14 protein-coding genes are annotated in these 12,796 nt (G+C 36.2%); 1 reads left to right on the top strand and 13 read right to left on the bottom strand.

Going from position 1 to position 12,796, the window contains the following annotated elements:
- Positions 1-2 precede the first annotated feature (2 nt).
- The 11 genes from ACIQ38_RS11715 to ACIQ38_RS11665 form a co-directional block, all read right to left on the bottom strand.
- Positions 3-875, bottom strand: coding sequence for an AraC family transcriptional regulator (locus ACIQ38_RS11715; RefSeq protein WP_402822683.1), 873 nt, complete (start codon positions 873-875; stop codon positions 3-5).
- 195 nt (positions 876-1,070) lie between these two features.
- Positions 1,071-1,439 (bottom strand): iron chaperone, encoded by a 369-nt coding sequence (locus ACIQ38_RS11710; protein WP_402823533.1) that lies wholly within the window; start codon positions 1,437-1,439, stop codon positions 1,071-1,073.
- A 47-nt stretch (positions 1,440-1,486) separates the two neighbouring features.
- On the bottom strand, positions 1,487-2,386 hold the full coding sequence (locus ACIQ38_RS11705; RefSeq protein WP_402822679.1) for an ABC transporter ATP-binding protein: 900 nt from the start codon (positions 2,384-2,386) through the stop codon (positions 1,487-1,489).
- 23 nt (positions 2,387-2,409) lie between these two features.
- Positions 2,410-3,603 carry an ABC transporter permease gene (locus tag ACIQ38_RS11700; RefSeq protein ID WP_402822676.1) on the bottom strand — a complete coding sequence of 398 codons (1,194 nt, stop codon included), beginning with the start codon at positions 3,601-3,603 and terminating at the stop codon, positions 2,410-2,412.
- Between the two features lie 11 nt (positions 3,604-3,614).
- Positions 3,615-4,733 carry an ABC transporter gene (locus tag ACIQ38_RS11695; protein ID WP_402822673.1) on the bottom strand — a complete coding sequence of 373 codons (1,119 nt, stop codon included), beginning with the start codon at positions 4,731-4,733 and terminating at the stop codon, positions 3,615-3,617.
- A gap of 253 nt (positions 4,734-4,986) precedes the next feature.
- Positions 4,987-5,502, bottom strand: a complete 516-nt coding sequence (locus ACIQ38_RS11690) for a DinB family protein (protein ID WP_402822670.1) — start codon at positions 5,500-5,502, stop codon at positions 4,987-4,989.
- A gap of 245 nt (positions 5,503-5,747) precedes the next feature.
- Positions 5,748-6,746, bottom strand: a complete 999-nt coding sequence (locus ACIQ38_RS11685; protein WP_402822667.1) for an alpha/beta hydrolase fold domain-containing protein — start codon at positions 6,744-6,746, stop codon at positions 5,748-5,750.
- Between the two features lie 116 nt (positions 6,747-6,862).
- Positions 6,863-8,101: a sensor histidine kinase gene (locus ACIQ38_RS11680; protein ID WP_402822664.1), complete on the bottom strand. Its 1,239-nt coding sequence runs from the start codon at positions 8,099-8,101 to the stop codon at positions 6,863-6,865.
- Positions 8,098-8,787 carry a response regulator transcription factor gene (locus ACIQ38_RS11675; RefSeq protein WP_402822661.1) on the bottom strand — a complete coding sequence of 230 codons (690 nt, stop codon included), beginning with the start codon at positions 8,785-8,787 and terminating at the stop codon, positions 8,098-8,100. Before ACIQ38_RS11675 ends, ACIQ38_RS11680 begins: the two co-directional genes overlap by 4 nt.
- Before the next feature lie 288 nt (positions 8,788-9,075).
- A complete protein-coding gene (locus tag ACIQ38_RS11670; protein WP_402822658.1) occupies positions 9,076-9,858 on the bottom strand; it encodes a glucose 1-dehydrogenase in 783 nt (260 codons plus the stop codon).
- Positions 9,859-9,875: 17 nt separating this feature from the next.
- The gene (locus tag ACIQ38_RS11665; RefSeq protein ID WP_402822655.1) at positions 9,876-10,646 is read right to left on the bottom strand and encodes an SDR family NAD(P)-dependent oxidoreductase; all 771 of its coding nucleotides are present in this window, start codon (positions 10,644-10,646) and stop codon (positions 9,876-9,878) included.
- A gap of 143 nt (positions 10,647-10,789) precedes the next feature.
- Between ACIQ38_RS11665 and ACIQ38_RS11660 the strand changes: the two genes are divergently transcribed.
- Positions 10,790-11,383 (top strand): TetR/AcrR family transcriptional regulator, encoded by a 594-nt coding sequence (locus ACIQ38_RS11660; RefSeq protein ID WP_402822652.1) that lies wholly within the window; start codon positions 10,790-10,792, stop codon positions 11,381-11,383.
- Between the two features lie 281 nt (positions 11,384-11,664).
- On the opposite strand, the gene ACIQ38_RS11655 is transcribed toward ACIQ38_RS11660, so the two are convergent.
- A complete protein-coding gene (locus ACIQ38_RS11655) occupies positions 11,665-12,042 on the bottom strand; it encodes an SET domain-containing protein (RefSeq protein ID WP_402822649.1) in 378 nt (125 codons plus the stop codon).
- 299 nt (positions 12,043-12,341) lie between these two features.
- A complete protein-coding gene (locus tag ACIQ38_RS11650; protein WP_402822646.1) occupies positions 12,342-12,725 on the bottom strand; it encodes a VOC family protein in 384 nt (127 codons plus the stop codon).
- Between the last annotated feature and the right edge of the window lie 71 nt (positions 12,726-12,796).

Raw genomic sequence — 12,796 nt, 5'->3', positions numbered from 1 at the left:
AATTATTTCTTCAAAACAGGAATCCATATTTCACTTTTAAAAGTCGGGGAAGTTACATCTTTACTTTCATTCCAAAGGATTTCTGGACCCTCTATTTGTTCATAGTTAGAAGAAGGAAACCATTCTGAATAAATTCGCCCCCATACATTTTGTAGTGTTTCAGGAAAAGGTCCAACTGCTTCAAATACGGCCCATGTGGATGCTGATACTTCAAGACTTGTTAAATTATCAGGACATTCTTTTGTTGTCGCTACACCAATATAATGGTCTAATTCCCCTTTTTCCTCCATCCTACCTTCAGAGAAATTTGTAGATGCACTCAACAGACCTACTGGCTCGACATTTGATAGTTCTTTCAGTTTATCAATCATTTTCATATCCAAGCTTTTCCACATAGAAGCAATCTCTGGATTAACACCTTTAAAAATAATGGGGACCCTTTTTTTAATTCCTATAATACGAAATGCTTCTTTTTCTTCCATTCGATAGTTCATTTCACTGCCTCCTTGTATAGATAATTGGAAGGACATTGATGGATAGGCTTTTAATGAATGACCATTCTTTCTAGCTTCGGATGGAGTGATACCATGCAATTGTTGAAACGCTCTAGCAAAAGAATCTGGTGAATTGTATCCGTATTTGATCGCTATATCAATGACCCTTACGTTGCTATCTCTTAGTTCAAATGCCGCAAGCGTAAGTCGTCTTCTGCGAATATACTCAGATAGTGTAGTTCCTGCAAGGAATGAAAACATCCTTTTAAAATGGTATTCAGAGCAATAAGCTCGCCTAGCAACTTCTGTAAAATCAATATCATCAGTAAGGTTTTCCTCAATAAAATTAATGGCACTATTCATATTTTTGAGCAAATCCAATTTAATGACCTCCTTATTCTCCATAGAATACCAGTAAGTGAATTCAATCATCCGACATTTTGTGCACTAGTTTGTAGGGTTTTCTTCGTTCTCACTTTAACTGTTTTGTTGCTCTATATTTTTTACATTATTGATTATTAAATCTAAAAACCCCTTCCAAAAGTTAATCATGGAAGGGATTCTAATTAAACTTTACTACCGCCAAAACGTTGAACATTCTGCCTTATCGAAAATGTTAAATTCAATCATTTTCTCAAGCAATGAATAATCTACTGGACCATTCCACGGAATACGTACCAAACCCTTGGTATGATCATAGCCAGCCTTCGCAATATCCTCTGCAAAATGATTTATCCCTGCTTCCTCAGGAGCAACAGCTAAATGCTTTTTAGATACGCTAAATCCAATAATATATGTACCATGGTCGGTGAACATCGGCTGTTTCCATTTAATCTCCTGCTTTAGACTAGGAAATTTTTCAGATACCCAAGTCAAAACCTCTTCCGTTCGTTCCCGATGTTCTGGGTTATCAATACCTGCTAAATATTCTACAAAAGCTTCTATGTCATTCACTCCTTATATAGTAACTTTATCGTTATATTACCAATTCTTTATCCTTCTTGATAATGCATTGAATACAAGTCATTCAATGTTACTTTCCCAAAACTAAACTCGGTTAGTTGGTTTACCTTTAGAAACTCTACAATATGTGCTAATTTCTTTGAATCATATCCCCGTACATCGATTAAAGTAATGCCATTAGGCAATGTCAGTACATTTGTTTCTGTAAATTTATTTGAAAACCTCTCCTTCAAATCATCTGTTATTCCTATTACCCGAACAGTTGTTATTTCTCTCTCTTTGAGCTCTTCACTAATAAGCATTAGCTGACCATTTTTCATAAAGTAAATACGATCTGCATACTTTTCTAGGTTTTCTAATAAATGAGAAGCTACTATAATCGTTTTTCCTTCCGACTTCTTTTTCACTAATATTTGCGAAATCAGCTCGACATGCGTTGGGTCTAAGCCATTCATCACTTCGTCCATTAACATGACTTGAGTATTTGATACAATTTGCATGGCAAAACAGAGTCTTTGGCGCATTCCTAAAGAATAAGTACCTGTACGCTTATTTATATAGGAATCCATTCCCAGTTCTTTTATTGTACTTTCTATTAGTGTTGCGTCACTTTTCCACATCGAGGAAAAAATCTTTAAATGCTCTTTCCCGGAAATTTGATCGTATAAGTCACTTTGATCCGGCATCATAGATACGAGCTGATGGATTTTTACTTCATTCTTTTTATTTGTATACTCCAATGTATCGTTTAGAATAACTTTCCCTTTGTTTGGATTGATATAATTCATGATAACATTCATAAGCGTTGACTTCCCTGTTCCGTTAGGAGCTACTAGGCCAATTATTTCACCTGGATGGAACATCACCGAGATATCTTTTAAAATATCTCTCCCAGAAAACCGGACACCAACATTTTTCAGTTCAATCATAACTTCCCTCCATCCCTATAAAACTAGAATAACTTAAACTTTCTTCGACGACTGATCAAGAAAGTGATACATAGAAAAACACAGGCACAAACTCCAATTACGAACATTCCAGTTCCAAAAGTAAGTGCTTCGGTTCCATAGAGATAGTTGCGATAGCCTGAAAGAACTTGGCCTGTTTGCACATAACTTGTTGGATACCAATGGACATCTCGAATAGCACCTATTCCTCTAACGTAGTACATAAATTCAGCAATAACGAACACACAACCTACCAATAGATTGGCAAACTCATTTTTTATCGTTACACTTACAAGCATTGTCAACGAAATAAAGAATAAAAACCAGCAAACTAGAAGTAGTGTGTTTTGTATGAGATAGTCGCGCATCAATATATTTGAAAATACTTTTTCCCCCGCGGAATAAATCGGAACTGGTAAATCAAAATCACCAAAACCGTATCGGGCGCCTATTATAAATAAGCCTACGGTAAGCGGAATAATTGCTAGCAGGCTTCCTAATAAGGAAACCCCTCCTTTAACTATTAACTTCTGCCAATCTGAAAGGGGTAACCCTTGTAGTAACGTTGGATTCCTTCGATCCTTTAGCACAACATCCACTGTGAAAAGTATGCAACTCACGATGAGAACCAGTGGTAAGTAGGAATGGAGCAAACGTTGTACTGTTTGTAACACAGTCCTTTCCTCGAAAACATTTACAGATAAATCCGATTCCCCTTCAGTATAGCCTTCGTAACGACTGGCAGAATATAAATACCCATAGTGCCCGTCCATCCTTGCGTAATCATTACCATACGTGTAATACCCTGGATTATAGAAGAGAAATTCGCCTCCCCAGTTAAAAATTATATTATCTGAGTACGCATACCATTTAAATGTGGCCTCCGCATAATCTTTTAAATTATGCTGTTTAATAGCATCTAATCTTTCTTTTTCATATTCATTCCATTCTGGGTATATGGAAGCGGCAAATCTTGTTAAAGGATGGGTCCAATCATTAATCACTACATTATTTAGAAACTCTTCTTTTGTTAAATACCTTGCCTCTATTTCACTTACATCTACTTTTTCAATAGGATCATATGCCGGAGCTATTATGAGCGCATAGTAACAAGAGAAGAAAAGTAGAAGAACGTAAATTGCGATATTCTTTTTATTGCTCATAAATTGTAAAAACTCCATCTTAAAATACGCGCGCATCACCTCGCCCCCTACACCTTTTTTAGTTTTCCAGTAGTCAAAAATAACTTTACAGCAACGATCATTAGGACAATACTTATCCCAATATACATAAGTCCATATGTGCTATTTAAGGTGACTGGGTCGGCAAGATCGAGCGTTTGTCCATTCAATACGCTAGTAAAATTCATATAATTAAAGGGGTTAAATGGTAGAAAATTCATCATGCTTGGAAATAAGATAGGGAATACAAATAATAACAATTCCAAGAACAAGGTCAAATACATATTCTTCAATAAAACATTTAAAATGACTGATAAGAGGATTGTAAAAATAGAAATACAAATCATATAAAGAATAGCTAAACCTATGTATTTGTAAATCGGGTAAACATCAAAAGTACCATTAAAGATAGCAATAGGATATGTAGGGTCTCCTAACCCCTTAAAGTAAATCAATGGTAGGCTGCAAATAAATAACTCTAATAGAAATACCCCTACTAGAAGCATAGATGAAATACATTTAGCCATCACATACTTATCAAACGTTGTTGGATACCCCTTAATTAATGACGTATGCCGGAAATCTTCTACCATGATCCCACAGGAATAAATGCTCATAAAGATGAACCAAAGGGAACCTAACATGCCAAACAAATAAGCGAGAAACGGAAAAAAAGATAAAGAATCCAAAGATAAAGGAGTTCCTGTTTTCTTTATATGTTTATAAAATACACTTTCCAATTCGTTCTCCGTTTTGGTAGGTAGATTACTGGCAACCTTATCAAATCCTTCCATATCAAATGCGCTAGCCCTTAGATTCACCACCTCTAATGCGGTATCCAAAAACCATTCTGGTCGATCCACTTTTACCGCCATTCTTTGCTTAGCTATTAATTGTTGCTGCACTACTAAATTCTTATATAAATCACTGCCTTTTCCTTCTTCTGTTGCATCCACATTTTGAAACTTAGTAAGCGCCAAAGAAAGTGACTGATATTCTCCCGATTTTTCTTTTATGGAGTTCCCCAAATCCTCCGTTTTCACAAAAAACATCAAACCAAAAACAAAAGCCGCTACAATGATACAAGCAAATATATTTTTTTTATTTGATTTTTCTAGAATAAAAAAGGTCTTTAAAATCCTCCACATAGACATCCCCCAAGTAAAAACTTTGTAGTAAAAAAGTAGACTATTCTATTCTCTCTATTAGCATAAGTAGTAAGGCTTGTGCTATTTCACACAACACAAATAAAATTGAATGAATGTTCAGTCATTAACATCCATTCTTTTTCCTTTAAATAAAAAAACTCTTTAGATAATCATATCTAAAGAGACTGAATAATTCAACTTCTTTCCAAATATTTAAGCATTATTCAAAACGGCTCCTCTTTATAGAGGAACATTATTGCCTTATTTCTAAAAGGAACTTTAATTCTTTTATTTGTTCGATATGTCGCTGTTCATGTAAATATATATGTTCCACCCATTGATCCAGAGGTAGTTCACCAAAGGCTGGATGGTACATTGATTTGTCAGCTAATGTTGATTTGTCCTCTAGAGTGTTAAGAAAAGCTATCAATCTTTTTCTAGTCTCATTTAGCAAATCCAGTATTTGCAGCACTTCAAATGGTTCTGCATAAGGTTCCACTATTTGGGGAGCCTTAATCTTTTTCCTTCTATCTAATAATATTAGCTGAATTTCTTTACGCTCTTTTTTCGTGCTAACATTCTCCTTTAATCCCCATGCAATAGCCTTTATAGATGCTTCTTCTGTTAAAACGAGGTGATGGACAACTTGCGCTATACTCCACTTATTGGGGTCAAGCTTAGTATTAAATTGGGCATCACTTAATTCGGTAATCTCCTTAACTAGCTCTTTTCTTGTTTCATACAACTTGTCATTCACTATTTCATTCATTGGATTTCTCCCTTCACTGGAAAGTGCACCATTAGTATATATGCCCCACGAGGAAAAGTATTCTTCTTAGTACTTTATTATAGTTCACTAAATTCATTACACTGAGTTTAAGTCCAGGTTCTCACTGGATCGAGCTTTGTGTTAGCAGCCTTTAGTTGCTTATATGTCTTTATAAAGAAATGGTCACTAGTTTATAAAACAGCAAAATTAAAAAACAGGTAGCAATAATTGCTACCTGCTTGAATTTATTTCAATACACGGTCAAGAAAACCAAATACTTCTTGAAGGTTTTCCTCTGAATTAAAAGGTTGTCCTCCATGGACAGCGCCTTCCAAAAGTGTAAGCTCCACTTTTTCATCTCCTAAAACATCTATAAGTTTTTCAGAGAAATCAATGGACTGTTGGGTAGGCACATTCGGATCAGCCGTTCCATGTTGGATAAAAAAGGCTGGATCATTTTTTGTAATATAAGTTGTCGGATTCGCTTTTTCTACTTGTTCTATATTTTCCGTAATGTTTCCACCGATGTACTTGCTTTCCGGAGAATCAGCTGCGCTTCGTTCTCCCATTTTCGACGTGATACCAGATTCCTTAAATTGCTCATCTAGTTTCAAAAAGTCAATTTGTCCATACCAATCAACAACAGCTTGTACTTCAGAAGTATATTCCATGTTTTCAGGATTTTCACCATTTAAAGAGTTGGAATCTCCACTAGTACCTATTAGTGCTGCTAAGTTTCCACCCGCACTACCTCCCCATGCCACAACTTTCTCAGAATCCATGTTGTATTCTTTTGCATTGGCTTTAACATAACGAATTGCTGCTTTTATATCACTAATCGCTGCAGGAAATATTGCTTCTCCCGAAAGTCTATAGTTAACTGCTACCACTGCATATCCGTGATTCACACCCTCGATCATAGCAGTCAGGTCCGTACCTGTTTTATCTCCCTGCATGAATCCGCCACCATGGATTGCAATTATAACTGGAAATGGTCCTTCGCCTTCATTCGGCCAATAAATGTCTAGCTTCTGGGCTTCAGATTGGTTTCCATACTTTATATCTAATTGCTTATTCTTAATGAAAGAAGTATCAATTGCCTCAGGCTTTGTTTCTGCTTGTTGAGTTGTTTCTGTTTCAACATTCGTTTTTGGAGCCGTCTCTTTGGAATCGTTTGTTGAACAACCAGCTAATAATCCAACTGCAATAGACATTGATAAAATAGTTGATATAGATTTTTTCATTGTGCATCACTCCTAATTATTTTGTTTGTTCTTTTGATAAGTTGATCATAACAAAACATTGTGGCACAAAAATGGCAGAAAAACGATGTAAAACGAACGTTTTTCTGCCGAAAATATTATGCTTTTTTTAAGGTGATAGTAAATGTAGTTCCTGCATTAGCCTGGCTTTTCACACTGATTCTTTCCCCAAGCTGCTCCATTATTTCAAGCGCAATGGAAAGCCCTAAGCCACTGCCTATACTTGTATGGGATAAATCTTCCTTGTTAAACCGACCGAAAATATGTGGAAGAACTTCTTTAGAAATTCCCGGTCCATTATCCATTACCATGATCTCCGCTTTACGTGCAGTTGTCTTGGCATCGATCGTCACTTGGCCATGTTCCGGTGTGAACTTAAATGCGTTATCTAGCAAGATGGTAAGCACTTGTGTGATACGATCTTCATTTGAATAGGTCGCAGGCAAACTTTTTGCCCGCTCTGTGATTTGAAATTGAAGATCCATGTCATCTGCCAATATAGCAAAAGGCTCTGAAACCTTGGCTATGATCTCTTTTGTGTTCATAACTGATTTGGTATATGTCGTTTTTTTATACTGCAGCCTAGATAATTCCAGCAAATCAGAAATAAGTTTTTCCAAGCGAACACTTTCCCTCAAGATAATGCTGTAGTATTGATCAATTTTTTTCTGATCGGTGACGACATGGTCCGCCAGTGTTTCTGTCAATGCTTTGATAGATGCAAGAGGTGTTTTCAGTTCATGGCTAATATTGGCGACATAGTCTTTGCGCATTTGTTCTAGTTGGTTTTTCTCTTTGATAAACATTGCAAGAAAAACTAGGATAATGACGGTTCCAATCGCCAAAGTAACGAAGAATACAAGGTAGAAACCATTAAGCGCCGCTTGATAAGCACGTGCCTCTTTTAACAGATAGATACCACCTGTTACTTTGTTGTCTTGGACCAGTGGTTGTCCAATCATAATTGCTTTTGCTGAATATCCCGGTACTTCGTGGATTTCCACCACGGTTTTGCCACTGATGATTTTCGGCAAGTAGGAGGTTAACTTTTCATTCACTTTCGTTTCAGAGGTAATTTTTGAGGCAGAATCGTCTTTGTAGACATCGATTTCCTTTCCATGGACATCATATGCCTTTATAAAATAATCATCCGTTCTGCTTATATTTTCACCGCTTGCAACCTCTTCTCCAATTAATGTGAGAGGTGGCTGTAGTTCTTCGATTTTTGATTGGCTAAAGTAATGTTTGATGGCAAAAGCCCCCAACAGCTGACCTGAGATAAAGATTGCTAGGATGACAATTGCAATACACAGCTTGCTTGAAAATAACCGTTTCATACACTTACCTCAAATTTATACCCGACACCGTAGACAGACTTTATGGAGAAATCGGTAGAAGTTTTTGCGAATTTTTGTCGGATTCGTTTGATCAAAGTATCAACTGCACGTGTGTCTCCGATATAATCATATCCCCAAACTTTGTACAGCAATTCCTCACGGCTGACCACTTTTGCTTTATTTTTTACTAGAAATGCCAATAACTCTACTTCTTTTGCAGTAAATTCAATTTCTAGATTATTGACCAGCACTTCATATCCCTCCACATCAATGGATAAATTTCCTGCTTTCAAATACTGGGGATTTTCTTTTTTCGGTTGCACTCGTTTCAGTATCGTCTTGATCCTCACAACTATCTCACGGGGAGAGAAGGGCTTGGTGATATAGTCATCCGCACCAATTTCAAGTCCAACAATCCGGTCTATTTCTTCGCTTCTTGCACTTAACATAAGTATAGGGATATCGCTGGTTTTGCGTATTTCCTTACATACTTCTGTCCCAAAAAGACCAGGCATCATAATATCAAGTACTACTAAATCATAATTATTTTCTTTAAGGAGCTTGAGTGCCATCTCTCCGTCGTAAGCAGATACACTATTCATACCTTCAGCTTGTAAATAAGCATTGATACTTTCATGCACTGCGACATTATCGTCACAGATTAATACGGTTATGTTATGTTCCATTACGGCATATCCCTTCAATCTCTATAGTTCCATTTTTATTTAACTACAATAAGCTTTTTCGAACTCTATATTTTCATACATTAATCAAAAAAGCAATTCGAATAACTTTTTTACCAATTAAGAATAAAAGCGCAAGCGACGAGCTGTGCGCTGGAATCTGGACGTAGGACCTCCTATAGAAAGCTATCCATATGTAAAAAACTTTATTATTCCCTAAACTACAAAAAAGGTATTGGTTTCCCAATACCTTTTGTATGCTTGTCGATACATCTAATACATCGACAATAATTAATATTTATAAGATTGACCACCGTCGATTGGCACAACGACACCATTAATGAAATCTGCTTGATTAGAAAGTAGGAAGGCAACTAAGTAACCAACCTCTTCTGGTTTACCGAAGCGACGCATTGGGTTTGGTTTTACGAACTCTTTTCCTACCTCTTCCCAATTATCCCCACCTATTTGACGTAATGAGCCCTCTACCATTGGTGTCATAATTGCACCTGGAGCGATTGCTTTAATTGATACGCCGAATTGTCCATATTCAATGGCAGAGTTACGTGTTAACCCTACTACACCGTGTTTAGATGCTGCGTAACCAGATTGATTACCTACCCCGCGAATACCACCAACAGAGGCAGTATTTACAATTGAACCAGTGCCTTGTTCTTTCATTACTTTTAATACATATTTCATGCCGTAGAAAACACCATTTAAGTTAATAGAAACAACTTTTTGGAATTCTTCGCTGCCGAAGTCTTCTGTTAAGTTTTGTTTTCCTTCGATTCCTGCATTGTTAAAGAAGCCATCAATTTTGCCAAACTTTTCAACCGTTGCATCTACATAGCCTTTTACAGCTTCTTCATCTGCTACGTTTGCTGCTATTAATAATGTTTCAGCTTGTGGTGCAATGGCTAATACTTTTTCTTCTGTTTCTTTTAAGCCAGCTTCGTTTAAGTCCACTAATACTAATCTTGCACCCTCCTCTGCTAATTGAAGAGAAGCTGCTTGTCCAAGACCGGAGCCTGCACCTGTTACGATTACTACTTTTTCATCAAAACGTTTCATGTTGTTTCCCTCCGTCGTTAAATGTTATATAATGCACCATCGATTGTGTAAGATGAAGAACTAACATAAGAAGCTTCATCTGATAGTAAAAATGCAACGACATTCGCTACCTCTTGTGGTTCACCATATCGTTTCATTGGAACAGCATCTTGATATGCTGAACGTGCTGCTTCTGCCGCTTCTGGAGCAACTTTTGATTCAATCTGACGCATCATTTGTGTATTGATGACACCAGGGTTCACTGTGTTAACGCGTACATTATACGGAGCAGCTTCTAACGCCGCCACTTTATTCATACCCATTAATGCGTGTTTGGAAGAGTTATACAGCATCATATTTGGCGAGCCAATTAATCCGGCTACGGAAGCGCTGTTAACGATTGATCCTGCTTGTTGCTGTTTCATGATTGGTAATACATATTTTAAACCGTAAAAAGCACCTTTTACGTTAATGCTATATACAAAATCGAAATCTTGTTCTGTAATTTCTTCTAAAGTTTTTGCCGGTCCTTCAACCCCAGCATTATTTGCAAATCCATCAATACGACCGAATGTTGCCATTGTTTGGTCTACATAATTTTTTACATCTGCTTCTTTTGAAACATCTGCTTTTAGTGTAAGGACACGATCTTTCCCTAAGTTAAGTTCTGCTGCAACAGCTTGCACTGCTTCTTCATTTAAATCAACAAGTGTTAAATTTGCTCCCTCACTAGCAAGCTTACGAGCAATCTCTTTACCAATGCCACCTGCAGCACCTGTAATAATTACGACTTTGTTTTCAAATCTCATTGTCAGTACCCCCTAATGATTCTAAGTCACTTACAAGTATATTTTACTAAATCTTCTTTACTATAAACCATCCGTAAAAGTTGCTATAATGTTGAATAAACCAACACTTTCATTAAATTTGTCTAATAGGGGAGAAATAGTTTATGAAACCCAACTCCGCCCAAGCTTTACGTACAAAGCATTTCTTAAAAAATGCCTTTATTGAAATGGTACATAAGAAAGGATTCAGTGCTGTTACGGTAATAGATATTGTCGACTATGCGCAATACAATCGAACAACTTTTTATGTGTATTATCAGAATATAGACGATCTTGTTAAAGAGTTGATGGATGAAATGTTTGAAGCTATTCAATATTACAGCGTGTCTAAGTACAAAAGCGATAATAGGATGAAAGTAACGGAGTTAACACCTGACTCATTCGAATTACTGTATTACATTTACGATCATCGTGATTACTTCAAATTATTATTAGTAGAAGATACATTGCCACATATTCACCGTCAGTTACCTGAAGCGATTTTTCACTTATTGAAAGTTAAATTCAATTTTCAATATGAAACTGCTTTTGTTGATGATCATGCACAAAAGCGCTATATGGCCTACGGTACGGCTGGTTTAATAATGGACTGGATTGCACAGGATTTTGATGTAACCCCTGCCGAAATGACGAAACGCCTAATTAATATTTTAAACACCTTTGCAAAAGGTTTTATAATCAATGAGATGGAAACTTAACTGGGATATAACCAAGATTTAACAATTATAAAAATTGATATTGAACTCAATAAATTATCAGCAGACTAAGAGATTAGATTCGATTGACTTGCTAAAATAGAAAAAGGAGTGCCAGGCATCAACCTGCACTCCTTTTCTATTTCATTCACCCTTCATCCCAAATACATACAGTGAATCCTGCAGTCGGTGGATTTTTAACGCGGATCCCCTCTTTTTAATTAGCCATTAACTATTTATACCGCTGAAACTGTATATGATACTAAGCAAACGAACCTAAGATGTTATTCCTGATTAAACCAAAGTGGATCTTTATCATCTACATCACCATTATAATTGATTAGAATTTCATCACCCGCTTTTATATCTGTGAAAGCGTAAAAGTCAAATGTATGGTTTTTAAAGTTAATATCATAACTTGCATTAGGTTCATAAGAGTGGTTAAACAACATCCCATACCCAAGAAGGATTGCCGATTTATTTGTTCCATATTCAAAAGCATAATCACCGAGTATCGTTTGCTCAATGTACTGATGTTCTTCGTTTGGATAAGCAATGACAGGGGCCTCATGTAAAAGTGCTCCTTTTTTAATATCACATGTCGCAAATACTCCTCTATTGAATTCTCCATCACTTAATGTAGATGTTTTTATCTCAATCATGTTTGTTCTCCTACTCATGTTAAAAATTTTCTTTCTAACTGTAACATTAATTTGCACATGAGGCTCTTTTAAATGGTTATTTTAAACAAATTTCTTGAAAAAGGATCTTATAAAAATTATATCCATGACTATTGTAGGTACAATTCTTATATTAATGATTCCTTTTTTCTTCGTTCTTTATTATAGAAATTAAAAGAAAAAAATCATCTATCCCCTAAAATAGCAATAGAGGATAGATGATTTAATACAGTGCCAGGCTTAAATATAAATTGTTGGATTAGTTCTATATCGTGAAAAAGTTACTGCTGTATTATCTGAATAAGGTTGCCGCATGTATCATCGAAGACTGCTATTGTAACTTCTCCCATTTTGGTCGGCTCCATAGTAAACTTTACGCCCTTTTCCATTAATCGCTCGTACTCTTTCTTAATATCTGCAACTCCAAACATCGTTACTGGTATGCCTTCTTCAAATAACTTATTTTGATACTCTTTGGCAGCCGGATGATTATTTGGTTCGAGCAAAAGCTCAGTACCTGCTTGCTCCTCGGGAGAAACAAGCGCAATCCATCTATATTCTCCAGCTGGAACGTCGTGCTTTTTTATAAAGCCTAACGTTTCTGAATAAAACTTTAATGCTTCGTCTTGATTTTCTACAAATATACTAGTAACGATAATTTTCATATTGTTTTTTCCTCCCTGGTATTTGCGATGAATGGTGCTTGTAGCTTTAAGCAAAAAACTACTTGTTTGTC

Origin of the sequence: Psychrobacillus sp. NPDC096389 (genome assembly GCF_044762855.1) — a bacterium.
Taxonomy (GTDB): domain Bacteria; phylum Bacillota; class Bacilli; order Bacillales_A; family Planococcaceae; genus Psychrobacillus.
The sequence above is the reverse complement of the archived record's forward strand: the minus strand, read 5'-3'. Positions and strand labels throughout refer to the sequence as shown.

Coding starts and splice junctions, on each gene's coding strand:
- ACIQ38_RS11670 (WP_402822658.1), bottom strand. CDS start 9,858: ATGAAACGTTTTGATGAAAAAGTAGTAATCGTAACAGGTGCAGGCTCC.
- ACIQ38_RS11660 (WP_402822652.1), top strand. CDS start 10,790: ATGAAACCCAACTCCGCCCAAGCTTTACGTACAAAGCATTTCTTAAAA.
- ACIQ38_RS11705 (WP_402822679.1), bottom strand. CDS start 2,386: ATGATTGAACTGAAAAATGTTGGTGTCCGGTTTTCTGGGAGAGATATT.
- ACIQ38_RS11655 (WP_402822649.1), bottom strand. CDS start 12,042: ATGATTGAGATAAAAACATCTACATTAAGTGATGGAGAATTCAATAGA.
- ACIQ38_RS11695 (WP_402822673.1), bottom strand. CDS start 4,733: ATGTGGAGGATTTTAAAGACCTTTTTTATTCTAGAAAAATCAAATAAA.
- ACIQ38_RS11700 (WP_402822676.1), bottom strand. CDS start 3,603: ATGCGCGCGTATTTTAAGATGGAGTTTTTACAATTTATGAGCAATAAA.
- ACIQ38_RS11685 (WP_402822667.1), bottom strand. CDS start 6,746: ATGAAAAAATCTATATCAACTATTTTATCAATGTCTATTGCAGTTGGA.
- ACIQ38_RS11680 (WP_402822664.1), bottom strand. CDS start 8,101: ATGAAACGGTTATTTTCAAGCAAGCTGTGTATTGCAATTGTCATCCTA.
- ACIQ38_RS11675 (WP_402822661.1), bottom strand. CDS start 8,787: ATGGAACATAACATAACCGTATTAATCTGTGACGATAATGTCGCAGTG.
- ACIQ38_RS11665 (WP_402822655.1), bottom strand. CDS start 10,646: ATGAGATTTGAAAACAAAGTCGTAATTATTACAGGTGCTGCAGGTGGC.
- ACIQ38_RS11650 (WP_402822646.1), bottom strand. CDS start 12,725: ATGAAAATTATCGTTACTAGTATATTTGTAGAAAATCAAGACGAAGCA.
- ACIQ38_RS11690 (WP_402822670.1), bottom strand. CDS start 5,502: ATGAATGAAATAGTGAATGACAAGTTGTATGAAACAAGAAAAGAGCTA.